Below are 23,004 nucleotides of genomic sequence, written 5' to 3' on the forward strand. Positions count from 1 at the left end.
GTCAAGCATTTTTTATTCGCTTTTTAAGTGCGCCTTAATTTCACAATAATAATCCGGAAGATAATCAAAAAGCTGCAATCCTACTTCTTCCGCAAAGATTATATCTACTTCCGCTTTATTTTCCCGCAACCAGTTTAATAGTGGGGAAAAGTCTGCCGTTTCATTCTTGATATGAAGAATGAACACGGCATATGCTCCAGCAGGAAGTGTAAACAAATTTTCCGGCGGAATATTTTGGTAATCGCTGTTTTCGATTTTTAAGTATTCCCGTTCTTTCACAAACTGTTTGTTGTCAATTTCCTGTAAATTCAGAACGTAGCCATACTTTTTCCTGATTGACGGTAACTGATACAATTCTTCTTTTACAACTTCCTGTAAATTTGCATGATATGACTTTGTATCGCGTTTCATGCTTCCAACAATAACCGTTTCCTCGCCAAATATTTTTTTATTAACCATACCATGTTGCTTTTGCTGTAAAATATTCTGGTTTTCTTTGCTATACCATAAAATGTCATTTGCCACCTGCTGATAATATGCACTTAGCCGCAATGCTTCGTCTCTGTACTCCATTAGAAGATTGACTATTTTTTCATTGTCCCTGAAAGACAAAATTTGCTTTACTTTTTCCAGTGGAATGCTTAGTTTACGACAAGTTGAGATAATATCTATTTGCCACAAATTCCAGCGTGAATAATACCTATATTGATTTTTAGAATCAATATAATCCGGTACAAGTATACCTGCTTTTTCATAAAAGTGGAGCGTATCTTTTGATAACCCTGTTATCTGACTGACTTCTCCGATTTGAAAATATCCATTTTTCATTGTATACCTCCATTTCTAAAAACAATTTGATTATATCATATAACAAAATGATGGAATAGCAGACAACTGTTCTTTGTTGTACGTTGCTTCTTTACTAACCAAGAGCGTTTGCTCTGATGCACATTCGCTGTATACGGCAAGCAGCGGCACTCCTGCTTAGGAATACCGCCGCTTGCATTTTCGTCTATTAAAACTCGTCACATCAAGGTTCTTTCAAAAATGGTGTAGTAGTGGTGTAGTAAACGCCTTTATCTGCCACAGAACCATTGATTTTACAGGCTTTTTCGGGACTTTTCAAGATACTGCCGTGGCAGACGAATCGTATTTTTATCATGTTCGCTTAACTCCTTATATCTTTGATTTTCCTTGATTTCATGGGCTTTTTACAACCTTGTATATTTTTCTGTTTTAGCAAAAGCCAGTATAAGTCAGCATGTTTTACCACTCAAAGTTTACTACTTTATATTTACAATCCCTCTGCACTTTGGATATCTGGAGCAACCATAAAACTCATTTCCTGCATTTGCTCCTTTTGTAGCTTTTCTTTTTACCATATGTGCGCCGCATCTGGGGCATATAATCGTATTGTCTGAGTCAGTTCCTTTTGTAACCACAGTATTCTCTGGAATTACTTCTGCTGGTTCTTCTGTTACAGCTTCAACTTTATTATCTGATTGTTCAACATTGACCAGACTTTCATACTTCGCAAAATAATTCTTTGGATTCTCCTGATGTTTTCCCAGAAACCATCTAGCAATTTCTTCCATGTGTTTTTCGCCGTTATCTTCAGCGCCACGTTCATTATTAACTCGCTTAATATATGTAATAAGTTGATCGGCGCGAATGATCTTGTCCTTCACTTCTTTTTTGGCATACCGTGAATTGAGAACCGTCTGTGGATTCGCCAATACAACCACGCTGCGGTAGTTTTGCTCGAAGTACCTTTCAAATAGGGTCTTTGTGACGATATTGCTTTTTGATTCACCTCGAACTGCCTTGATTACTTCCATATGGCGCTGATTCTGTGTGATTGGCGAGTAAATTCCCTCTTTTACATATCGATTGCCATATTTCATCGTACGAATAAAATCCCCAGCAGAATTCACTTCGATATCACCATATAAATTCTTACATTCAAGAACAAAACATCTCTTACGAGTAATGATCAAATAATCAATCTGTGCCGTGTATTCTCCATGTACAAGATATAGATCATGCAAAATAAACATCGGCATATGGCTGTTCTTAAGTTCAAATGCAATGCGATCCTCTCCTGCTTTTCCGGCCTGCAGGCATCGTATATCTTGTTGTATTTGTTTTTGTATATCTTCTGGAGCCTTTTCCAGCAAAGACTGTAACAGCTCGATTTCTTCAGCCGCATTGCTAGACTCCTTTAAAAATACTGGTTCCTTGTATTTATCAAATATTCCCATATGATTTTTCCTCAGCTTTGCCATAAACTTTTGTAATTAAATCTTCAATCACAATTTTTAATAGCCAGTTCATATCTGTCCCATATCACAAAAGAGAATCTATCATCACACTACATCTTTTCTTTTATTTTCTCAATCAGTTCAAGATCTGCCGGCAGCCAATTCACACTATTCAATTCCTCTTTTGAAAGCCACCTTGAAGCTTCGTGTTCCTTTAATACTAAATCACCAGAAATAATTTCAGCCCAATAACATTCCATTGACAAATGAAACGTCGGATAATCATATTCAACACAATCTATTTTTTTTCCTACTGAAATTTTTGTATCAAGCTCTTCTTGAATTTCCCGGACCAGTGCACATTCTGGCGTCTCTCCTATCTCGACCTTGCCTCCCGGAAACTCCCATCCATCTTTAAAATCACCATAGCCTCTTTGAGTTGCAAATATCTTTTTATTATCCTGTATGACTGCCGCTACCACTTTTACTGTCTTCATAGTCTGTTCCTTCCCCTAAATGTCTTCTATCCAATAATATATTGGTAAATATCGTCTCTCACCGGAGTGTCCAACGTCCATTCAATTTCAACTGCTGTTTTTGTTGTATTAATCATGCAAACCTCTTCAGCATTTCCAGATGCATACATACGTCCTAGATAATAGAATTCCTTCGAAATCTTATCATCCTTGTTTTTCCGGACAAACAAATGTACATCAATCCCCCTATCTTTTGCATGCAATAAGTTTTGCACGTCATCTGAATCCATTGTTCTGCCGGATTTAGATATGCCAATTAATGTATTCGCATTTATAAAATGATCTTCATATTTTGTACTTTCACTGATGTCATCTGATTTATCATAATTTATAAATACCGGAAATGTCTTAGTCTTTTTATCATATTTATATCCTCCAATGTTTAAAGGTACTTCATTACTTTCCCAATTCAGAATACGGCATACATCCTCGTATGTATATTTTTGATACAATACAAAATCCGTATCCTGATACTTCTTGCTAAAATTCCTATTATATCTGGAGATACCAAAATCAACTAATTCCTCAACAATATCATAAAAATCTTGATTTCTCAGCATTTCACTAAAGCTATCAGAAATCCCATACTCTGACCCTTCTTTCTTAATAAATATACAAGATGCATATGTCTTTTTGCCGGAACCGGTTGAAAATTCATTAGTCATGATATTTATAACATTTTTTTGAATACTTCTGTCCATGCCGATTCCATAGTCTTTCCGAAGACTCTTTTCTAATAACCCTAGGATTCCATGTTGATATTTTAAAAGACGCCTCAGCAATTCCAATTCATAAATCCGTTTACCTGATGCCAACTTTTTTGATATAAATTCTACTATTCTTTCTTCTTTTTCCGATAAACGTATGGTATACTCTTTTTCATATTTTACCAAAAACCTATAATATGAACCAAGGCTGTTATTATCAAAAACACGGCATATATCCATCTCTCCATATTTATCAAAATCTTTTAGAGCAGGAATTTTTCCTAGCTTATATTTCAAATAAGTATAATTTTCTTTTATCAGTTTTATATCGCTGAAATTTGCGGAATCTATCGCAGAAAATATTTGTTTACGGCTGATTTCATCAAAGTGTATCGTCGATACACCTGGAATCACTCGATCTCCTTCCATAACATATTTTCGAATATTATCTTTGTTATAGCTGCGGTCACCAGAAAGAGCAATCGGAATCAAGAAATTGTTTTTATAATTGCCGATAAAATCCAAAATGACAACAAAGTCTTTGTTTTTTGCCTTTCTAAGCCCTCTTCCCAGCTGCTGTACAAACACGATCGCAGATTGCGTGGGCCGAAGCATAATAACTTGATTAACTTCAGGTATATCAACACCTTCTGAAAAAATATCCACTGTAAATATGTAGTCCAAATAATCAGACGTTGGCATCATTTCTTTTGTAACACTCTGCACAAGACGTTCTATAACATTTTCTCTTCTTGCCTCATTATCTTCTCCAGTCAAAACCTCCGTTCGAAATCCTCGCTCATTAAATTTTTGAGAAAGCACCTTTGCCTCTTCTCTACGGCTGCAAAAAATCAAACCTTTAACACGTTCTCCGCTATAGCCATAATACTGTGCTTGTTCGATTATATAATTTACTCTGTCGTCACTTACCAAACGGTTAAAGCTGCGAAGTCCGGCAAAGGAATCCTCATCTCCGATAATCTCTCCATCAATGCTTAAATCTGTAATGCCAAAATAATGGAATGGACAAAGCAGGTCTTCCTCCAACGCTTGCTGCAATCGTATTTCATATGCAATGTTATGATCAAATATTTCATAAACATCAAACCGTTTAGTTTCTGGACTTGCTGTCATACCCAGCCAAAAATCTGGTTGAAAATAATTCATGATTTTTTGATAACTGCCCGCTCCAGAATGATGCGCTTCATCTAAGCAGATGACGGAAAATGCATCTTTGGGAAACTCATTTAGTATATTGTCTTTACTCATCATCTGCATAGTTGCAAAAATCAAATCTGATTCCTTTATATTTTTAATATTTCCAGAAGTATTTCCGGAAAGTAGTGCGTATCTATAGGCAGAACCATTAATACGTCGGTCACCAAATACTCTATGATAGCTGTCCAAAGCTTGTTTTGCAATTTGTTCTCTATGTACAAGAAACAATACCTTTCTCGGATTCATTTCCCGTAATGCAAAAGCCGAAGCATAAGTCTTACCAGTTCCTGTGGCAGATATCAGAAGTGCTTTATGCTCTTTTTTATCAATCAACTCTTTAATATTTTTCACAAATGCAATCTGCATAGCATTGGGCTGCAACTTATATTGCTCGAGAGAAACAGGAAATGCCTCCATTGCGATCTTTTTCTGCTTTTTGATCAATTCATATCTAATACGATAGCTTTCAATAAAATCATCATAACCCAAGCAGTGCTGGTCATTCCATAATAAATGGAACTCCCGCAGAATATCGCCTATCACTTCTCCCGACTCATACCCAACAAGCTTTGTATTCCACTCACGATTTATTTTCAGAGCACCTGCGGTCATATTGGCACTTCCAACAATTATTCGATATATTTCTTCCTTTTTGAAAATATATCCTTTTGTATGGAAGCCATCCTTATCTTCATTGCAGCAAAACATTTTCAATTCTATATTAGGCAAGGAACTTAGTTTATCCAGAGCCGCTGGGTCATTAAAGGCCAAATAATCCGTTGTAAGAATTTTTCCTTTAATTCCTTTTAGATTCAGTTCTTTGAATATCTGTAACAAAGGAGTTATTCCGCCCAGAGTAATAAACGCGACGCTAATAAAGAATTCTTCGCAATCACGAAGCTCTTGTTCAATAGAAGATATTACTCTCTTCCCTTGCCTGTAATCATTCGACACAAACTCCGGACGATAAGCAAGATTAGAATTGATGTTCTGGTTTAAAAATGCAGTTTCTAATCCACTCCGTAATTCACAAATATGTTTCATATCGCTGCTCCTTCATCTGCGTGTATAGTTATTATCTTTTATCGCAATACATCTATGTAATCTGTGCTCACTTCTATATTTTAGTATACCTTTTTATCAAAGCAACAGCAACGAAATTAAAATAATATCTCTTTTCAACATACACCCCCGAACATCTCAGAGCGCTCCGGCTTAAGCCGGAGCGCTCTGCAGTAAACAAAATATCAAGCCTATAAAACAGCGGTTAATACTACACCCTTCATTCTGTCAATGGGAATCTTTTATTTGCCATCTGTACGGCGACCGCGATGGCTTCCACCAGGCTTTCTTCATTGGCGCGCCCTTCGCCCGCTTTTCCAAAGGCTGTCCCGTGATCGACAGAAGTCCTTATGATGGGAAGCCCAATGGTGGAATTGACTCCCGACATGGCCGTATAGCGATTGTTCTCGTAGTCCATCTGAAAACCGGACAGCTTAAGAGGGATATGACCCTGGTCATGGTACATCGCCACCACTACATCATACTGGCCGGCCATGGCCTTTACAAACACCGTATCCGGCGGCACAGGACCGTCTGCGCGGATCCCCTCCTTCCGGCACTTTTCAATGGCCGGAATAATGGACTTTTCCTCCTCATCGCCAAAAAGTCCATTCTCTGAACTGTGAGCGTTTAATCCGGCGACCGCGATCCGCGGCTGCTCGATTCCAAGCTGCTCCATGGCGTCCTTCGCCAGATAAATTGCATGCTCCACCTTTTCCGGGTGCTCCCGGATCATATCACAGGCATCCCTCATAGAAATATGTGTCGTCACATGAATCACCCGCAGTTTTTTAGAGGTCAGCAGCATGCCGTAGGTACCCGTACCGGTATATTCCGCAAAAATCTCCGTATGGCCGGAATAATGATGGCCTGCCAAGTTAATGGCTTCTTTATTTATCGGTCCGGTCACCACCGCGTGGCTTCTCCCCTCCATGGCGAGTTCAATGCCTTTTAAAACGTACTGAAAAGATGCCTCACCTGAGCTTTTGCATACGGTTTTGTAAGTCCAGTCTCCTTTCTTCAAAAGGTTCAGGTTGATAAAGTCGATGGTTCCAAATTCTCCTGCTGCTTCCTCCGGCGCTTTGATCTCCCGGAGCTTTAAAGCGCTGTTTGTATACCCCAGGGCCTCCTCCAGGGGGATCCTGTCCCCGATCACGACCGGGATGCAGCTGTCATAAACCTTCTTGTCGGAAAGAGCCTTGACCGCAATTTCCGGGCCGATCCCCGCCGCATCGCCCATAGTTATGGTAATAATATGCTTCATACTCCCGCCCTTTCTCAAGCCTCGTCATAGGTCAGGACCATCGCCAGATACTTAAGCGATTCTGTCCCTTTATTGTCAATACGGTGAGTCTGACCTGAAATCGTAATTGCTGTGTCGCCGGCTTTCATCTCCTTTTGCACACCATTGTCATAGTAAATGGCGTTTCCGGAAAGAATATAGACAAATTCTTCTTCTCCCTCGTGTTTATGTTCACCGACTGTACAGCCTGGTTCCAGCGTAAGTACCGACATCAGCCGTGCATGGCCCCTATATTCACCCTTTTCAAAAAGAGGAGTTACCATTGCCGTTCCCTCCCCTCCCAACATGTTCGGCCGGGGTGAAGAAATCAGTTTTTCCTTATATCTAACCATAAAGCCTCCTGTTTCAAAGCCCGTATACAAGCTTCGCCGTATTGTAATAAACATTTTCCAGATCTTTTTCCTTTAATCCGGAATAATCCGCAATATAATTTTTCAGCACTTCATAAGGTAAAACGGAAGCCGTTATCGGCAGATCGCTCCCCCACATGATCCGCTCTGAGCCTATCCGTTCACACGCTGCATTGAGGTAAAAAATTGCATCCCGATAAGGCGGCCCCTGGAGACAATTTGTAACAACAGAAGCCAAGGTAACATAAATATTGGAATGAGAAGATATCTTATCCAGATATCTTTCCACATAATTTCTCTCGCCTTTGCCTGCACAGAACATATGCTCGATCACGATTTTTATATTAGAATATTTCTCTGCGAGTTTTACAATGGAATCCAGCTGAAAGCTGGGGGACTTCCTGTCACCGATATCCAGGCTGATCACAAGTCCCCGCTCCTGCGCATATTTCCAGACTTCTTTCATCTGAGGGCCGTCTATCTTAAACTCACTATGATATCCCATAAAACCGCCCAGAGAACTCATCTCAAATTTTAATCCTTTACAGCCGCATTCCTCGATCAGCCGATGCATAATCTCCTCCGCATCAAGGCAATACGGGTCGAAAGACCCCATTGCCGCAAATCGCCCCGGATATTTTTCAACCGCTTCCACAGAATACTCATTTTGCAGGCCATATAAACTCCCCTGAAGCAAAACTGCTTTTTCAACTCCATTCGCGTCCATTCGCCGCAATAGTTCTTCATAGGAAAAGCTGCTCTCTCCCCATCCTTCCGGAATTATCCGCAGCTCCTCTCCGTTCGCCCACCTTCCTTTCCCTTTGCCGATAGGCCTCAGCTCTCCTCGGTATCCTATTCCCTTTAACTGCTCAATTACATGTACATGGGCATCTATCGCCCGAAATCTTTCCTTCATTTTCATCCTCCCTGCCGGCTTTCCCGGATTGAACGGTCTTTAAGCCTTTTGGATTTGCTGATTCTGTTTTTAGCAGCGGTTAAAGAGACCGCTACTGCCAGGACCAAGGTTGCCCCGTTAAACAGAGGTTCCACCCAGTATGCGGCTCCCATCTGCTGGAGGCCGGAGATCACAGTTGCAAGAAGCAGCGTTGCACAAACGGAGCCCCACACATTGACCTTGCCGACCTTGAAACAAACCGCGCCTAAAAGTGCTCCCGCATTAGCACTCATCAGATAATCCGGCCCTACCGAGGTCTGTCCCACTCGCATCATCGCACCCAGCATAATCCCGGCCAGCGATGTAATAAATCCAGAGATTACATAAGCATAAGTAATATACCGTTTCGGATCAATTCCCGACAGATCTGCCGCCTTTTTATTGGCCCCAATAAAATATAGGAATCTTCCAAACGGCAGATATTCCATTACTATAAAGATAACAATGGCAACGACGAGTACAATCAGAATAAGTGTAGGAACATTGCCCAGATTACTGGCAATGTTCATGAACGCCTTTGGCAGATCTCCAACTACCTGTCTGCCTCCCGTATAGAGGAAAGAGATGCCATAGATTACTTCTCCCATGCCAAGCGTTGTAATAAAGTCGCTTACGCCTACTCTTGATACCAGAAGTCCGTTTATAAGACCGATGAAGCAGCCGATCGCCATAACGGCCAGGCAGGCCAGCGGCCAGGACAGCCCCTGGTTGACCTGAAGTCCAACCACCAAAATATGCATCAGACCCACCTGGTAACCCACGGAGAGATTATAATTATTGGTAGCGATCGTGACCAGAACAGCCAGCGTCAGCATTATAATCACCGATTGGTTATTCAACATGGATTTAATATTAAACCAGGTTGGAAACGATTTTGGCAGAAGCAGTGAGAAAATACAGAATACAATTACCAGAATAAGCGGCAGATTATACTTTGCGAATACATTTGAGACACCGCTTAAAAATTTTCCCTTCGATTTCATAGAACACGCCTCCATAAATAGCATATATTATAAATCAGCGACACCGGTAGAAAGCGCAGTCAGATAATCCATGCTGATCTTTTCTCCAGTAACTTCTCCAATAATTACCCCTTTGTCAAAAACCAGCACCCTGTCCGCTATCCGGCTCACCTCTTCACAGTCCGAAGATACCAGTAAAATGGAACGCCCATCTTCTAACCCGGTTTTCATCATATTATAGATGTCCGCTTTCGCACCAACATCTACACCGATCGTCGGATCTTCCAAAATAAGGATCTTGCTCTCCGTTTCAAACCATCTGGCGATCATTACCTTCTGCTGATTTCCTCCGCTCAGGGTGCCCATCAGGTCATTGCCGCTGTTCGCCTTTATTTTATATTTTTGGATTGCCTGTTCACACCGCTCATCCTCTTCCTTTTCCTTCAGCAGCTGACACATCCCTTTTCCATTGACTGTCGGATTTATATAAATATTTTCCCGGACCGTAAACATCGGGGCAATTCCTTCTTCCTGCCGTTTACTGGAGATAAAGCCGATACTCTGTTCCATCGCTTTTCTGGGCTTATTCAGTCTGGCTTCTTTTCCTTCCACATAAACAAAGCCGCTGTCCAAAGGCTCAGCTCCCCAAATACATCTGCCCGCCTCATTATGTCCGGCCCCTTTCAGACCAAATAATGCAAGAATCTCTCCCCTGTGAAGTTCAAAAGATACAGGACCGACAAAGCCAGTATTCATATCTCTGACTTTCAGTACAACATGACTGTCCCTGTTCTCCTTCTTTGATTTCACAAAAACATCCGTAAGCGGTCTCCCGATAATGTCCGCAATCACATTTTCCGCTTTCACCTCTGAAGCAGAATAGGAACTGATAAAGCCTCCGTTTCTCAGCACCGAAACTCTCTGCGATATCCGGAATACCTCATCCATTCGATGAGATACATAAATAATCGCGATATTCTGTTTTCGTAATGTTTCGATCATCTGGAACAGGCGCTCAACCTCTTTTTGCGGCAAAGTGGCTGTCGGTTCATCCAGGATCAACAGATCGACTTCCCGGTATAATGCTCTGGAGATAGCAACCAGTGAACGATCCGCCGCCGATAAAGTCGAAACCAATGCGTCGGGATTCAGAACGCAGTCCATCTTCTGCAAAAGGGCTGCCGCTCTCCTGCGCGTCTCCTTCCAGTTTATAAATATTCCCTTTTTTACATACCCTGCAATAGAAGCAATATTTTCAGTTACACTCATATCTTCCGCAAGACCAAGATCCTGATGAATAACTGCCAAACGCAATCTACCGACTTCCAGGCCAATATCTTCCCCGCCATAAAAGAGCTTACCTTCCTGACAGCTGTATACTCCACTCAATATTTTAATCAAGGTGGACTTTCCCGCCCCATTTTCTCCGAGGAGGGCATGAACCTCACCCCGATAAAAATCCAGGGAAACATTATCCAAGGCTTTGGTCCCTCCGAAGGTTTTGGATATATTCCGAACTTTTAACAAAGGGTCTTCTATCGTCTTGTCTACCGCCATGCCTGTTTCTCCTTTCAGTAAGGCACGGAGGAATCCGGCGTCCATCTTCCTCCGCACCTGTCTGCTGCTTAAATGTCAAACCTCACTGCACACCCCATATTTCTTTATAGTGATCCTGGAAATTATTTCCGGGAGTCCATACACTGTCAGTGCCTCCCTCAGAATCGACATTATCTTTTGTTACGATATGCATCTGAGGAGACCACACATATTGTTCCTCACCGTTGAAATAACGGTTTAATTCATCCACGCACATATATCCAAACAGTAGACCGGGCTCTGGAACTGTCGCCACCTGGTATTCTCCCTTTCGGATCCGTTCATAAGCAGCGTTCTCACCGTCGGACCCAATCAGCTGAATATTCTCCGCTCCTGCATTTCTAATCGTAGGGATCAGATAATCAAAAAACGCGTCTGCTATACAAAGCACATAAAAATCATCCCCATATGTTGATATCCAGCTTGCCATCTTAGAGGGCAGGGTGGTGGCCCAATCGTCTCCGATGGTATAGAATTCCAGAACCTCCATTCCTGCTTGTTCTACGCGCTCTTTCATGGCTTCGCCTTTTACACTGGCAATCGAATGGTTTGCATTGTAGATGATAACCACCTTTCCTTTTCCCTGACTGTCTGCAATCGCATAATCAGCAATGGCATGGCCAATGGATTTAGGGTCTGAGGTATTGTTATACAATAAATTTTCTTTTTCATCCGGACCTACGGTAGCAGAGGCATGGATTCCCACTGTTGGAATACCTTTTTCCTTTGCCTCTTCAATAGATGCCTGAAGGTTTGACGTATTGGCCGAGGTTACAATTCCGTCAACGCCTAAGGCGATCGCCTGAGAAAAGCAGGACATCTCCGTCGTCACATCTCCCTGTCCGTCCATGATCACATATTCCCAGCCGGCAACTTCACAGGCCTCCGCAACTGCATCTCCCCAAAGTGCCTCTCCGCCATTGGAAGAATCCTGATTTATAATCGCGATTGTCTTGCCTTCTGCGATCTTAGGGCCGTCTGTGGGACCCGTCCATTCCGTCCAGGCACCGGTTTCTTTTTCAAATGCCGAAATAATCTCGTCCAGCACTTCGGAACCCGCCTCCTCTTCAGTAGTCTTGGCAACAGTTGTCGTCTCCTCCTTGTCTGCCTCTGTAGTTTCTTTCGCCTTAGTCTCTTCCGTCTTGGTTTCTGCCTTCGTCCCTTCTGTCTCCTTGCTTCCGCAGCCCGCAAAGATTAACGCCATTGTCAGAACCACACACATGACTGCCATAAATTTTCGATACCTTCTCATCTTCTTCCTCCTTTTATACTTTTATCATCAGCCGTTATCGGCCTGATTTCAGCTTTCTTATAAATTCCTCTGATATTCTCGCCTGCTCGATACTCGCTGCCGCGAGCTCCTTCGCCACCTGCATAAGAGGCTTGCCGCCCGCCTCCCTGCCTGTAGGAATGGTCGTTTTGCACTCCGCTCCGTCTAAGCCCCTGACCGCTTCCAGAAGATATTTCGTCTCTTCATCGGGGATGGCGATAAAGCCATACTTATCCGCATGAACAAACATGCCGGGCTCGATGGTAGTCCCGTACATTTCTACTGCTGTGCCGAACCGGACGGGACAGGAGTAGGCGTGTCCCACGCCCAGGCGTTTCGCCAGCATTTTAAATCCTCCGTAAGCCCCCTCATCTACATCTCTGACGTATCCGTCGGTAATGCCGCCGGAGCAGCCCAGTGCCCGATAAGCGTTCCCCGTCACTTCCCCGAAAATAGAACCCTTGCTGTCCGGCGCCTCCAGGTCTTTGGCGATCAAAATCTTGGGGCCGGGAATTCCCGCCAGATATTCATACAGATCGCCAAAAGGATTCTTTCTGGAAAGTCTCTCCGCTTTATCCCCGCATACATATTCCACTGTCACGGCAAATCCGGTCATCGGCCCCATCTGCGGTGTAAAATCGGTAATTTCTCCCCAGCTGCAGTTGCACTCCAGCCTGTCTCTATCGGCAACAGCCTCCCATCCGTTATAAATGGTCGGTGTATTGAAACGCCGAAGCTCCAGAATATCCGCATGTGACAAATAATGTGCTCCCATATTTTTCTCCTCCTTTAATCCAGATACTTTCCATATCCGGAAACATCCAGGCATTTCCCCTCCGCTGTTCTCTTCATATCCTCCAGTACCTTATAAGGGACAGGAACGCCGTTCCTCACGCTGTCCGACTCACAGGCCGCCTCGATCTCGCCAGGATATTTCGGCGCCTGAAAGCCTTCTTTTACAGGAAGCGCATGAAGGTAATCAATGTAATCGTCCACGTCCTTTCTGTAATCAGCCGCATCTGTAAAAGCATCCAGCCGCATTGCCATGAAGCAGTGGCTTGTCTTTGGCATGTCCTTCGTGAGACCGCCGAACATTCGGTGGAACTCCCCTCCGGCCAGAGCCGACGTAAACATCTCCATGATGACACCCAGGCCAAAGCCTTTATGTCCGCCAAAGGGCATCATAATATATTCATTGATATCAAATTTATCAGGATCTGTAGTCACGGCTCCGTCCGGCCCCATCCAGGCGCCCTCCGGAAGCGGTCTGCCAAGCCGCTTATATTCCCATATCTTTCCCTGCGCCATATGTCCTACGGAAATGTCCAGGCACATATTGGCATATTTTCCGGCGGGAATTGCAAATGAAAATGGATTGCTTCCGATTCCGCGTCCGCTTCCGCCTACGGCGGCGACAATCGGAATGGCATTTGTCGCCGTAAATCCGATCAGATCTTTATCCTGGGACAGAAGATAGGACCACAGCCCCGCCGCGCCGTAGTGGTTGCTCCCTCTCACCGCCGTAAAGGCGATTCCGTTTTCTCTGGCTTTCTTTTTGGTCAGTTCCACCGCTTTATAGCTGACCACCGCGCCCAGGCCGTTATTCCCCTCCAGTACCGTGGAAAAAGCGGTCTCCTTTATCACGTCCAGTTTTGTCACCGGAGAGAAGGTCCCCTCTTCCAGCTGCTCCACATAGCTGGGAATTCTCACGAGACCGTGACTCTTTACCCCCCGCATATCCGCATAGACCAGAGATCTGGACAGCGCCGCCGCATCCTCCTCATTCATACCGCAGGCCTCGAATATTTTCGTGCTAAGCCCAATTAATTCCTCTTCCCCAATCCTCAGTATCCGTTCCGCTTCCATGATTACCCTCCCTTAACCTGTAATGCCTGAAAATTTTCAATAAGGTATCCTTTTCTCCAAATCCGCCTGCTTTTGTGACTGCCAGAAGGCGTCTACCCTCAAAATCCAGTTCCGACTGCACCACTCCGGGAAGGATCTCCTTCTGCGGTTTGATGCGAAATCCATCCATGCCAGATACGATTCCATAAAGGGTATCTCCGCCGAAGACTGCTACGGCCTCCAGTTTCGTTTCGCGTATAAGCTTCGCCACCATCTGGCCGACATTTCCCGCGATCCTCAGATGCTCCCTGCTCTCTTCCTGTTCTTCCTTTCTGATCTCAGGAAGCTCCGTTTCGTTTGACAGTTTGATGATAAGACTTCCCGTCTCCCGAAGGACCCGCTCCCATTCCCGCATATCTCTGGCTCCGCAGACCGTCTCAAAATATCCTGAGAGTTTTTTTTGCTCCCTGGTAAGAGTCACGCTGGGAATTCCTGCTTGTTCCGCCTGGTAAAGCTGCTCAAAAGAAGCTTTATTCAGGCTGCCGCATACGACCAGGAGCTCATCCACACCTCTGTCCCTTCCCAGCTCCTCCACGTGGAATCTTATGATCTGGGGAAGCTTCGCGGCAAAACCGGCATTCCCCGCCAATAAAAGCTGTTCTTTTCCCTGGCGCCTGATCTGCTTCGCGATTAGTCCCAATTCCTCGTCGGTCTGGGCATCAATGATGGCTGCCTTTCCCTTTTCTTCCCGAAAGATCCGTTCAATATCCTCCGGACCGGCAAGTATTGTCGGAAGAGACGACTGTCCGCTGATAATAGCAGGTATACTGCTTTCTGCCACGGGAGTGAAAGGATCCTCCGCAAATTCTGTCATTCCGACAGGCACCTCGCCGATATATTGGATTCCGTTTCGGGTGAACCTTCCCAAAGCTGGGAATGCCGGAATGAAAAGAAGGGGAGAATCTGTAAAACCGCTTCCGTCTCTGACCGCTTCCAGCTCACTGCCCACATTTCCTCTCATGGTGGAATCCACCTTCTTATATATGTAGTGAATCCCATTTTTCACGGCCAGTTCTGTCACCCCTCTGACAGCTTGGTATGCTTTCTCTGCTTCAATATGACGGCTCTCTGTGTCCACCACAAGAACCTCCACATCCTCGTCGAATTCTCCGAAGCACCCGGGAAGGCCATTTGCAAGCACCACCAAAGTCGAAATCCCGAATTTTGAAAATTGTACGCCGGTATCCATCGCACCCGTAAAATCGTCGGCTATTACCAATAATTCAATCAATCAGACGCACCTCTGCTTTCACGGAATCAACAGCATCTTCCCCGGGGCTCCACCCTTCAATGCCGCAAACGCCTCCTCGTAATCCTTCAGGTCAAAAACACCGCCTATGATTTTCTTTACATCAAACCGGCCGCTCTTTATCAGCGCTTCACAGTCGTACCATGTCTGGTACATCAGTCTGCCCGTAACGCCGTTCACCTTCGCTTCTTTATATATAACAGCATTATTGATGTCCAGGCTGAGGGGGCCGTTTGCAAGCCCTACGAAGGTAAATCGCCCGCCCTTCTTCAGTGCCTCAAAACCGCCCTGAATCGCCCGGCCGTTTCCAGTATAGTCCACGACCACATCCACGCCGCAGCCGCCGGTCAGTTCCATGACCAGAGCCTTCAGATCCTGTTTTCCAGTGTTGACAGCATAGTCAGCTCCCAGTTTCTTCGCTTCCTCCAGCTTTCTGTCAATAACATCGGTAGCAATGACCAGACTTGCTCCTGACGCCTTAGCCGCTCCCACGGCGCAGAGACCAATGGGGCCGCAGCCCAGGATAACGGCTGTCTTTCCGCCGATCTCACCGGACAAAACACCGTGGACCCCTACTCCCATCGGTTCCAGAAGTGCTCCCGTCTCATAATCCATAGAATCATCCAGTTTCCACAGACAGTCTTTATGTACAGGAATATATTCCGCAAAGGCTCCCGGCGCCTGAACACCGATGATCTTCATATTCTCACAGATGTGCTGGTTCCCTGTTCTGCACTGAATGCAGTGATTGCAGGGGATATGTGTTTCCCCGGCCACCCGGTCACCGATGGCATATCCGCTCACCTGGCTTCCCAGACTGACAATCTCTCCGGCAAATTCATGGCCGAATACCATCGGCAGTTTCAATCTTTCCTGTGCATAAGCCGTCCAGTCATAAATGTGCATGTCCGTTCCGCAGATTGCCGTGGCATGTACTTTCACCAGTACCTCATTTTCCTTGATTTCCGGTACTGGTATATTTTCACAATAGCACGCGCCCGGTTTTTCTTCCGTTTTGCATAATGCCCGCATTTTTTGCCCTCCTGTCCGATCGTTTTATATGATCTGCATGATTCTTTGTGTATTTATGATTCAAATTATACATTTTATAGAATTCTCCGGCAATGATATAAAACACGATTTTTGTTTTATTTTAAAACATTTTTTCATTTTCCAGAATTTTCCATTTTACATTTTGAACTTTTCTTGGATCTATATGTAATATTTTGTTTTAAATTGAAACATTTATGCGATAAGATTTTCCGGCCGGCTTATCAGTTGGTTGCCGAAGAACCAGTTCCGTATGGTGAGAAAAAGGATTGATTGTTATGGACGAGAATATTTCATTTTTGGCAAAACCAGAATTAAGGTCTATGAGCATTTTGCCGAGAATGGAAAAATACTTGAAGAACTGCTTTGTGATGTGATTAAGTATACCCAAGGGCACCCCTTAATTCATGCCCTCCAGGCGGGCGCACTTCATGCGGCAAGGTATGATACAAAATACTTTTTAGAATCATTTTTCGTTAGCTCCAACCAGAATCCAGACTGACACCAGCAGAAGTTCCGGGCCGTCACGATTTCGGTTCGCTGGCGATACAGGGGCCGCTTTATCCCCGCTCCGGGAGTACCGCTCACATGTCGGCGGGAAATCTGGATGATTTCCCGTCTCCCATTCGCTCAGAAACGGAATCGGTATTTTTCGTTTCTGCCTCCCTCCTCCTGGGGAACACCGGCCTCTGCCCTGCGGCACTCACCTTTAGGCCGGCCCGGAATCTTTCTGCCGGCGTCTTTTCTGCCGCACCTTTTCGGATGACTTCCATTTCATGATTCCAGAAAAGAATCGGATATCCACACAGCCCGCGTGCCTAACGGCAGCGGGCTGCGGCAGACCGTCCCAATAGCTTTTGAGGCAAACGGAAGATACTTTGATGCGGGAGGAGGAGCAGGAGGAAGGATCCGATTCCATCGTAAGGCGAGCACCGCAAAGCCGTTAGCAGGATCTTCCCGGCCGCAGGGAGGCAAAAACCGTATATCATACGGGTTTTTGTTGGAATCTGACATGGAAAAATATCGATTTATCCATGTCAGTTGGAAAGGACCGACTGGAGGCCGCAAAGATCGTGGTTACGGCTGCCAGCGAGCCGCCTGGATGGAAGCGGATTTCCTCTTGCTTTGTGAACCAGACAAAGAAAGCTTGTTTGAAAGATATACAAAGGTATACTTCTTGAAATTTTGAACATCGTTCAGTATAATATGATTGAACGCCGTTCAAAAAGGAGATGTTACTATGGATAGCAAAGAAGCAATCATACAGGCAACGATTACGCTTATCGAAGAAAAAGGAGAACATTTAGAGGAAATAACCGTCCGTGATATATGCAAAAATGCAGGCGTTGGTTTAGGGCTTGTAAATTATCATTTTGGGAGCAAAGAGAAACTGATAGAAATGTGTGTAGAATGCATTATAAACGGAATCGTAGAACGCTTCCAGAATATACGGGAGGAAACAGAAAACCTTCCGTCTTTTGAACAATTAGAATATCTCGGCAATATGACGCTGGATTTTCTATTTGAACATTTCGTTGTATCCAAAATTTCAGTTCTTACCGATATGCGGACCCCAAAATCCAATGATAACACCCACAGAACCTATGCGGCATATTTGCCCCTTGTTGCAGCCTGCCGCCCCGATTGGGATAAGCCAACTGTAAAGCGAAAAACTTTCTGTCTGATTACAATTATGCAGCAGATATTTTTGCGGTACGAAACAATATCGAAGATGTTGGATATTGATTTAAGTCAAAAAGACAATCGAAGAAAGTTTCATACACAGATACTTCACGATATTTTAGAGGTATAAACAATGAAAATTACAGTTATAAACGGTACAGAAAAACTCGGTATAACCTATCGGTTAAAAGAAATATTTTTATCGAAATTTAAAGGGGAAGCAGTTATTAATGAGTACTATCTTCCAAAGGATTGCCCAGACTTTTGCATTGGCTGCACAAACTGTTTTTTAAAGGGCGAGCATACCTGTAAAGATGCTGACAAAATCGGAAATATAGAAAAATCACTCTTGGAAGCAGACTTGATTGTAATGACATCGCCTGCCTATGTGTTTCATACCACAGGTGCAATGAAAGCATTTCTCGACCATCTTGGTTATCGTTGGATGCCGCACCGCCCTGCCCCTGCAATGTTTGGAAAGAGAGCAGTTATCATAACGCAATGCTTAGGTAGCGGAGCGGTATCTGCAGCTAAGGATATAAAGCACAGTTTGTCTTGGTGGGGCATTTCCCAAATTGGTGTGTTTACGGGTAAGCTGATGGGCAATATCGTTTGGGACAAACTACCGCAAAAGAAGCAGTCCGAGCTTACAAGCAAGGTAAAGAGATTGTCACAAAAATTTGCCTGCATTAATTATGCAAAAGCAGCACATACAAATTTCATTACAAAAGTAAAGTTTTCATTTTGTAGGCTTATGCAGAAATCTTTACATAAAGCGGACGCTGAATATCTTGATGGTAAATATTGGGCTGAACAGGGCTGGCTTGGCAGCGTCAGACCGTGGAAATGATTTTATATGTCTGAAGGTGTGCCTATGGATACAACTGAATGGATACGCTGCCTGTCTGCGGAAACAAAACGAGGGTACAGATGCGGGAAGATACAGAGCTGAAAAACTTTCCCCATTAACAATTATCAAAGAACCGGAGGCACAGACGCAGAGCCGATGAACTTGTGAGTAATCACAGTTTGTCGGCTCTTTCTTTTATATAACAATAGGCAGGATAAAACCACCGAATAAAAAAACGGCATAGCCACGAATGACTATACCGTAATTTGTCAGAGCCGCAGCCGGTATCATACGATCTGATATTTTTCTTTTATGATTTCTCTGACCTCCTCAAAGCTTTTAGGCGCGGCCTGTCCCTGGCGGTGCTCTCCGATGTGCTTCTCCATCCAGACCATGTTATACCACCGGCCGAACTTATATCCGCACTGCCGGAATTCTCCCACCAGACGGTAGCCCAGATGTTCGTGGAACTCAACACTGTTTTTGGTCAGATACTCGTCCTCTTCCTGTGGATAAGCAATACAGGCGTTCATGTTTAAGATTCCCTGCTCCTTCAGGATCTGTTCAAGCGCACGATGCAGACTGCCGCCGGTCCCTTTGTGCTTTTTTCCCTGATCCACATAGATCGAAGTTTCCACTGCCCAGTCATAAGCCGCCCGATCTTTGAAACATTCCGCGTATGCATACCCCAGAACCTCTCCATTCTGCTCTGCCACCAGGTAGGGATACCTTTTCAAAACATGACGGATTCTCCCCGCAAATTCCTCCACAGACGGAACATCATATTCAAAAGTTATGGCGGTACGTTCCACATAGGGGACGTATATCTCCAGCAATTTCTCCGCATCCTCTATTTTCGCGGTGCGGATCTTCACTCCTCGTTCTTCCATATCTTCTACCTCACTTTCCCATTCAATGAACACCTTTTTTCCAGATAAGCGTCAGCGCAAACGCCAGGCACAGCCAGACAGCCCCGGCGGTCAGCAGCGAAAATACAATTCCATGCTTTTTCAGGAGAAAATTAAGAGATACCAGAAACATGGCAAACGGAACCGTCGATAACGTGGCAAACTTAAGCGTATTCCTTACCTTTCCCGCTCCCTGCTCCAGATACATAAAATAATAAGCTATCATGCTGAGTCCGGGAAAGCTCAGCATCAGACCTGATATAAAATAATTCTCTGTCTTTGAAACAAAATGAATCCCCGTCATGATCAGGCACGCCACGGCACATTTGAAAAATAATATCATATATATCCCCTCCTTAAACCCGGAAACCATTTGATAAGAAGAGAATACCACACAACATTCCGAAACAAAACTTGACTTTTTCTATCCTCAGCCATAGAATTAGGTTATGGCAGAAAAGCCCCAGGAGGAAATATATGACCTTACAGCAATGCCGCTATTTAATCGCAGTTGCTAAATATCATTCTATCACAAAAGCCGCCGATGAGCTATTCGTCACCCAGCCGAGCATCAGCAAAGCCATCCATGAACTGGAATCCGATCTGAAGATCACGGTATTTGAGCGCAGCAACCGCGGAGTCACTTTTACAAAAGAAGGGCTGGAGCTGCTGTCTTACGCAAAAATGTTGGTCGAACAGGAAGAAAATATCCGATATCATTTTGATCCAAACAAAGGATCCCGCATTTTAAATCTTTCCGTTTCATCCCAGCATTTTAATTTTGCCGCAGAAGCGGCCGCGCAGATGATCCGTTATCTGGAGGGACAAAAGTACGAGTTCTCTTTCCTGGAGGGAAAAGCCTCCGATGTCATCGAGCATGTGGCAGCAGGCGTCTCCGCGCTGGGAGTCCTTTCCGTTTCCTCTCTGAGCCGGGAACTGCTGGAACGGAATTTCATGGAACAATCCCTTGCTTTTACAGCAATGGCGACTTTGACCGCTCATGTCTTCCTCGGCCGCCATCATCCCCTGGCATCATCTACGTTAATCCGGCCGGAGGAGCTTTCCGGATACCCCTGCCTCACTTACCGGAAAAACGATACGCCGATGAGTTTCACAGAGGACGATTTCAATATCCGAAAAACGTCACAGCTTGTTTTTGTACAGGACCGAGGCACCATGGACGACCTTCTCGTACATACCGACGGCTACAATTTAGGCACCGGTTGTGTAAGGGACGGATTTCTTAACCCTGAGATCACCGCTGTCCCTCTGGATGTGCCCTGGCAGATCCATGTGGGATATCTCAAAAAATATGACCGTGTGCTTTCCAAGGAAATGATGCGGTTTCTCGATCTTCTCTCGGAATCCATGAGAAATTCTCTTCCCCGCGTATAAATAGCTAAGCGCCTGTTTATTCCAGTATACGCTCTCCCATTTCATCCAAAAGCTCATTGGTATCCAGAACCGACAGCCCCTTATTGACGGCGAAGATTATAACCGCGTCCCGGCGCACTCTTGCATACAGCCCGTTCAGTCCGGCCAGCTGCAAGGCTCTTTGTATTTCTTTCGCCGTCATCTTCATCGCAATACAGAGTGCGAGCAGTTTATCACGCCCTGCTCCCCTCGTGCCGGAAAAAATCTGATATCCGTAATTTCGCTGCAGTCCTGAGGCCTGGATCACGCTGCTTTTTTCCAGATGCTTCTCCGCAAGTATTTTTTCCAGATAAGCAGCCAGAGAACCTTCCGGTTTTTCCGTATGCTCCTCCACATATTTTTCCAAAGCCCGCTCACTGGATACATTCTCCAGTATTTTCAGCAATTCATCCGTTGTTTTCCTGTCCATGCCGCCTCCTGTCAGAAAGAATTTCTTATTTTACAATGGTATCGCATGCTGCCCTTTGTGCATCGACGCCAATTATAGTATAATTTGTCTAAAAGAGCAAATAAAACACGCGGAGGACATCGATGGATATCAAGTCTGAATGTATTTTATCCATGTACAAAGAACTGGCCCCGGTTTCCGGGAACCCAAATGTATGTCTGGCGCAGAGCCAGAACGACGGACGTCTTTACATAAAAAAAACGCTGACTGAATACAGTCCCAGAATCTATTATTTCCTCAAGGAGCATCCGATTCCGGGAGTGCCCGTCATCTATGAAATATGCCGGAAGGAAGAGAAGCTGGTCCTGATCGAAGAATATATCCACGGGGAGAATCTGGCGGATATCCTCAAATACCGCGCTTTCACGGAAGAAGAGACCGTCCGTGCCGCCGTGTCCCTCTGCCGGATTCTGGACAGGCTCCACGGCAGTCAGCCGCCCATCATTCACCGGGATATCAAACCCTCCAACATTATGATCACTCCCGACCGCACACTCCGCCTGATCGACTTCAATATCTCCCGGGAATTCTCTCCGGACAAGGATAAAGATACCAGGATCATGGGAACCGCCTCCTATGCCGCCCCGGAGCAGTTTGGATTTTCCCAGAGTGACGGCAGGACCGATCTTTATGCCGTGGGAGTGTTGATGAAAGAGATGATGGGAGATCATCTTCCATCCTCCCGTCTGGCCCGACTCATTGAAAAATGTATGAGCATCGACCCGGATAAGCGATATCAATCTGCTTCTTCCCTGCTCCGGGCTCTGAACTCCCTTTATCCTGCCGCAATTCTTCCGGAGGAAGCTTCCGGCAGAATACCTGTCCGCTCCTGGGCTCCTCCGGGCTTTCGCTCCGGCATCGTATGGAAAACGCTTTTGTCCGCATGCGGCTATCTGTTCCTCCTCTATATCTGCTGTACCATTGTTTATACCAGAGACGGAGTCCCCGCCAGCGGTTTTTTGCTTGTCACCGATCGGATCTGTACGGGTATTTTCCTGTTCTTCCTGGTATTCCTGATTGGAAACTACAGAGGGATGGCCGCGTATTTTCCTCCCTGTAAAAGTCCACGCTGGTATCTGCGGGCCGCCGGTTACATCCTGTATGGATTTCTTGTGCTCCTGGCCGAAGTTCTGATCTCTTCCATCGTCCTCTATCTTTTCCAGTGAGCTTTATATGCGGCGGCCTGTATGCTGCCCGCATACCAAAAGTCTCTCCGTTTACGGTAAAATAAGGTCAGAACTTTATATTACAAGGGAG

24 protein-coding genes are annotated in these 23,004 nt (G+C 44.8%); 5 read left to right on the forward strand and 19 right to left on the reverse strand.

Annotated features, from left to right (window positions below):
- Positions 1 to 12 precede the first annotated feature (12 nt).
- The 16 genes from H9Q78_RS05070 to H9Q78_RS05140 form a co-directional block, all read right to left on the reverse strand.
- Positions 13 to 828, reverse strand: a complete 816-nt coding sequence (locus tag H9Q78_RS05070) for a MerR family transcriptional regulator (RefSeq protein WP_249303991.1) — start codon at positions 826 to 828, stop codon at positions 13 to 15.
- Positions 829 to 1,030: 202 nt separating this feature from the next.
- The gene (locus H9Q78_RS14480; protein ID WP_283245063.1) at positions 1,031 to 1,162 is read right to left on the reverse strand and encodes a hypothetical protein; all 132 of its coding nucleotides are present in this window, start codon (positions 1,160 to 1,162) and stop codon (positions 1,031 to 1,033) included.
- Positions 1,163 to 1,283: 121 nt separating this feature from the next.
- A complete protein-coding gene (locus H9Q78_RS05075) occupies positions 1,284 to 2,261 on the reverse strand; it encodes an NERD domain-containing protein (protein WP_249303992.1) in 978 nt (325 codons plus the stop codon).
- A gap of 110 nt (positions 2,262 to 2,371) precedes the next feature.
- Positions 2,372 to 2,758, reverse strand: a complete 387-nt coding sequence (locus H9Q78_RS05080; RefSeq protein ID WP_249303994.1) for a (deoxy)nucleoside triphosphate pyrophosphohydrolase — start codon at positions 2,756 to 2,758, stop codon at positions 2,372 to 2,374.
- A gap of 26 nt (positions 2,759 to 2,784) precedes the next feature.
- Positions 2,785 to 5,766, reverse strand: a complete 2,982-nt coding sequence (locus tag H9Q78_RS05085; protein ID WP_249303996.1) for a DUF3427 domain-containing protein — start codon at positions 5,764 to 5,766, stop codon at positions 2,785 to 2,787.
- A 238-nt stretch (positions 5,767 to 6,004) separates the two neighbouring features.
- Positions 6,005 to 7,024, reverse strand: a complete 1,020-nt coding sequence (pdxA, locus tag H9Q78_RS05090; RefSeq protein WP_334298679.1) for a 4-hydroxythreonine-4-phosphate dehydrogenase PdxA — start codon at positions 7,022 to 7,024, stop codon at positions 6,005 to 6,007.
- 38 nt (positions 7,025 to 7,062) lie between these two features.
- A complete protein-coding gene (locus H9Q78_RS05095) occupies positions 7,063 to 7,419 on the reverse strand; it encodes a cupin domain-containing protein (protein ID WP_249303999.1) in 357 nt (118 codons plus the stop codon).
- Between the two features lie 13 nt (positions 7,420 to 7,432).
- Positions 7,433 to 8,353 carry an amidohydrolase family protein gene (locus H9Q78_RS05100; protein WP_249304001.1) on the reverse strand — a complete coding sequence of 307 codons (921 nt, stop codon included), beginning with the start codon at positions 8,351 to 8,353 and terminating at the stop codon, positions 7,433 to 7,435.
- Between the two features lie 2 nt (positions 8,354 to 8,355).
- Positions 8,356 to 9,375, reverse strand: a complete 1,020-nt coding sequence (locus H9Q78_RS05105) for an ABC transporter permease (RefSeq protein ID WP_249304003.1) — start codon at positions 9,373 to 9,375, stop codon at positions 8,356 to 8,358.
- 27 nt (positions 9,376 to 9,402) lie between these two features.
- Positions 9,403 to 10,911: a sugar ABC transporter ATP-binding protein gene (locus tag H9Q78_RS05110; protein ID WP_249304004.1), complete on the reverse strand. Its 1,509-nt coding sequence runs from the start codon at positions 10,909 to 10,911 to the stop codon at positions 9,403 to 9,405.
- Between the two features lie 82 nt (positions 10,912 to 10,993).
- A complete protein-coding gene (locus tag H9Q78_RS05115) occupies positions 10,994 to 12,202 on the reverse strand; it encodes a substrate-binding domain-containing protein (RefSeq protein ID WP_249304006.1) in 1,209 nt (402 codons plus the stop codon).
- Positions 12,203 to 12,236: 34 nt separating this feature from the next.
- Positions 12,237 to 12,995, reverse strand: a complete 759-nt coding sequence (locus tag H9Q78_RS05120) for an RraA family protein (protein ID WP_249304008.1) — start codon at positions 12,993 to 12,995, stop codon at positions 12,237 to 12,239.
- A gap of 14 nt (positions 12,996 to 13,009) precedes the next feature.
- Positions 13,010 to 14,086, reverse strand: coding sequence for an Ldh family oxidoreductase (locus H9Q78_RS05125; protein WP_249304010.1), 1,077 nt, complete (start codon positions 14,084 to 14,086; stop codon positions 13,010 to 13,012).
- Positions 14,034 to 15,356 carry a four-carbon acid sugar kinase family protein gene (locus tag H9Q78_RS05130; RefSeq protein ID WP_249304012.1) on the reverse strand — a complete coding sequence of 441 codons (1,323 nt, stop codon included), beginning with the start codon at positions 15,354 to 15,356 and terminating at the stop codon, positions 14,034 to 14,036. The genes H9Q78_RS05125 and H9Q78_RS05130 overlap by 53 nt, the downstream gene beginning before the upstream one ends.
- An 18-nt stretch (positions 15,357 to 15,374) precedes the next feature.
- Entirely contained in the window at positions 15,375 to 16,406 is a 1,032-nt protein-coding gene (gene tdh, locus H9Q78_RS05135; RefSeq protein WP_249304014.1) for an L-threonine 3-dehydrogenase, read from the reverse strand.
- A gap of 602 nt (positions 16,407 to 17,008) precedes the next feature.
- Complete coding sequence (locus tag H9Q78_RS05140) at positions 17,009 to 17,197, reverse strand: hypothetical protein (protein WP_249304016.1); 189 nt, start codon at positions 17,195 to 17,197, stop codon at positions 17,009 to 17,011.
- Positions 17,198 to 17,664: 467 nt separating this feature from the next.
- Here H9Q78_RS05140 and H9Q78_RS05145 point away from each other — a divergent pair, with 467 nt between their 5' ends.
- From H9Q78_RS05145 to H9Q78_RS05155, 3 genes are read left to right on the forward strand one after another with little or no spacing between them, the layout of a single operon-like run.
- Positions 17,665 to 18,237 (forward strand): TetR/AcrR family transcriptional regulator, encoded by a 573-nt coding sequence (locus H9Q78_RS05145; protein ID WP_249304018.1) that lies wholly within the window; start codon positions 17,665 to 17,667, stop codon positions 18,235 to 18,237.
- A 3-nt stretch (positions 18,238 to 18,240) separates the two neighbouring features.
- Entirely contained in the window at positions 18,241 to 18,957 is a 717-nt protein-coding gene (locus tag H9Q78_RS05150) for a flavodoxin family protein (protein ID WP_249304020.1), read from the forward strand.
- Positions 18,958 to 18,995: 38 nt separating this feature from the next.
- Positions 18,996 to 19,076 (forward strand): cysteine-rich KTR domain-containing protein, encoded by an 81-nt coding sequence (locus H9Q78_RS05155; protein ID WP_456300203.1) that lies wholly within the window; start codon positions 18,996 to 18,998, stop codon positions 19,074 to 19,076.
- 168 nt (positions 19,077 to 19,244) lie between these two features.
- Here H9Q78_RS05155 and H9Q78_RS05160 read toward each other — a convergent pair whose 3' ends face one another.
- Together H9Q78_RS05160 and H9Q78_RS05165 are read right to left on the reverse strand one after the other, a co-directional pair.
- Positions 19,245 to 19,847, reverse strand: a complete 603-nt coding sequence (locus tag H9Q78_RS05160) for a GNAT family N-acetyltransferase (protein ID WP_249304022.1) — start codon at positions 19,845 to 19,847, stop codon at positions 19,245 to 19,247.
- Between the two features lie 22 nt (positions 19,848 to 19,869).
- Positions 19,870 to 20,208, reverse strand: coding sequence for a GlpM family protein (locus H9Q78_RS05165; protein ID WP_249304023.1), 339 nt, complete (start codon positions 20,206 to 20,208; stop codon positions 19,870 to 19,872).
- Positions 20,209 to 20,342: 134 nt separating this feature from the next.
- Between H9Q78_RS05165 and H9Q78_RS05170 the strand changes: the two genes are divergently transcribed.
- Positions 20,343 to 21,260 (forward strand): LysR family transcriptional regulator, encoded by a 918-nt coding sequence (locus H9Q78_RS05170; RefSeq protein ID WP_249304025.1) that lies wholly within the window; start codon positions 20,343 to 20,345, stop codon positions 21,258 to 21,260.
- Positions 21,261 to 21,276: 16 nt separating this feature from the next.
- Here the strand turns inward: H9Q78_RS05170 and H9Q78_RS05175 are convergent, their stop codons facing one another.
- Positions 21,277 to 21,708: an XRE family transcriptional regulator gene (locus tag H9Q78_RS05175; protein ID WP_249304027.1), complete on the reverse strand. Its 432-nt coding sequence runs from the start codon at positions 21,706 to 21,708 to the stop codon at positions 21,277 to 21,279.
- 122 nt (positions 21,709 to 21,830) lie between these two features.
- Here H9Q78_RS05175 and H9Q78_RS05180 point away from each other — a divergent pair, with 122 nt between their 5' ends.
- Entirely contained in the window at positions 21,831 to 22,913 is a 1,083-nt protein-coding gene (locus H9Q78_RS05180) for a serine/threonine protein kinase (RefSeq protein ID WP_249304029.1), read from the forward strand.
- The last annotated feature ends 91 nt before the right edge of the window (positions 22,914 to 23,004 follow it).

Source organism: Qiania dongpingensis, from assembly GCF_014337195.1.
Taxonomy (GTDB): domain Bacteria; phylum Bacillota; class Clostridia; order Lachnospirales; family Lachnospiraceae; genus Lientehia; species Lientehia dongpingensis.

What these genes read in the sequence shown, in the direction of transcription:
- H9Q78_RS05180 (WP_249304029.1), top strand. Translation starts at nt 21,831, where the DNA reads ATGGATATCAAGTCTGAATGTATTTTATCCATGTACAAAGAACTGGCC.
- H9Q78_RS05170 (WP_249304025.1), top strand. Translation starts at nt 20,343, where the DNA reads ATGACCTTACAGCAATGCCGCTATTTAATCGCAGTTGCTAAATATCAT.
- H9Q78_RS05165 (WP_249304023.1), bottom strand. Translation starts at nt 20,208, where the DNA reads ATGATATTATTTTTCAAATGTGCCGTGGCGTGCCTGATCATGACGGGG.
- H9Q78_RS05160 (WP_249304022.1), bottom strand. Translation starts at nt 19,847, where the DNA reads ATGGAAGAACGAGGAGTGAAGATCCGCACCGCGAAAATAGAGGATGCG.
- H9Q78_RS05070 (WP_249303991.1), bottom strand. Translation starts at nt 828, where the DNA reads ATGAAAAATGGATATTTTCAAATCGGAGAAGTCAGTCAGATAACAGGG.
- H9Q78_RS05085 (WP_249303996.1), bottom strand. Translation starts at nt 5,766, where the DNA reads ATGAAACATATTTGTGAATTACGGAGTGGATTAGAAACTGCATTTTTA.
- H9Q78_RS05150 (WP_249304020.1), top strand. Translation starts at nt 18,241, where the DNA reads ATGAAAATTACAGTTATAAACGGTACAGAAAAACTCGGTATAACCTAT.
- H9Q78_RS05115 (WP_249304006.1), bottom strand. Translation starts at nt 12,202, where the DNA reads ATGAGAAGGTATCGAAAATTTATGGCAGTCATGTGTGTGGTTCTGACA.
- H9Q78_RS05105 (WP_249304003.1), bottom strand. Translation starts at nt 9,375, where the DNA reads ATGAAATCGAAGGGAAAATTTTTAAGCGGTGTCTCAAATGTATTCGCA.
- H9Q78_RS05120 (WP_249304008.1), bottom strand. Translation starts at nt 12,995, where the DNA reads ATGGGAGCACATTATTTGTCACATGCGGATATTCTGGAGCTTCGGCGT.
- pdxA (WP_334298679.1), bottom strand. Translation starts at nt 7,024, where the DNA reads ATGGGCGATGCGGCGGGGATCGGCCCGGAAATTGCGGTCAAGGCTCTT.
- H9Q78_RS05155 (WP_456300203.1), top strand. Translation starts at nt 18,996, where the DNA reads ATGGATACGCTGCCTGTCTGCGGAAACAAAACGAGGGTACAGATGCGG.
- H9Q78_RS05100 (WP_249304001.1), bottom strand. Translation starts at nt 8,353, where the DNA reads ATGAAGGAAAGATTTCGGGCGATAGATGCCCATGTACATGTAATTGAG.
- tdh (WP_249304014.1), bottom strand. Translation starts at nt 16,406, where the DNA reads ATGCGGGCATTATGCAAAACGGAAGAAAAACCGGGCGCGTGCTATTGT.
- H9Q78_RS05175 (WP_249304027.1), bottom strand. Translation starts at nt 21,708, where the DNA reads ATGGACAGGAAAACAACGGATGAATTGCTGAAAATACTGGAGAATGTA.
- H9Q78_RS05145 (WP_249304018.1), top strand. Translation starts at nt 17,665, where the DNA reads ATGGATAGCAAAGAAGCAATCATACAGGCAACGATTACGCTTATCGAA.
- H9Q78_RS05140 (WP_249304016.1), bottom strand. Translation starts at nt 17,197, where the DNA reads ATGGAAGTCATCCGAAAAGGTGCGGCAGAAAAGACGCCGGCAGAAAGA.
- H9Q78_RS05125 (WP_249304010.1), bottom strand. Translation starts at nt 14,086, where the DNA reads ATGGAAGCGGAACGGATACTGAGGATTGGGGAAGAGGAATTAATTGGG.
- H9Q78_RS05110 (WP_249304004.1), bottom strand. Translation starts at nt 10,911, where the DNA reads ATGGCGGTAGACAAGACGATAGAAGACCCTTTGTTAAAAGTTCGGAAT.
- H9Q78_RS05075 (WP_249303992.1), bottom strand. Translation starts at nt 2,261, where the DNA reads ATGGGAATATTTGATAAATACAAGGAACCAGTATTTTTAAAGGAGTCT.
- H9Q78_RS05095 (WP_249303999.1), bottom strand. Translation starts at nt 7,419, where the DNA reads ATGGTTAGATATAAGGAAAAACTGATTTCTTCACCCCGGCCGAACATG.
- H9Q78_RS14480 (WP_283245063.1), bottom strand. Translation starts at nt 1,162, where the DNA reads ATGATAAAAATACGATTCGTCTGCCACGGCAGTATCTTGAAAAGTCCC.
- H9Q78_RS05080 (WP_249303994.1), bottom strand. Translation starts at nt 2,758, where the DNA reads ATGAAGACAGTAAAAGTGGTAGCGGCAGTCATACAGGATAATAAAAAG.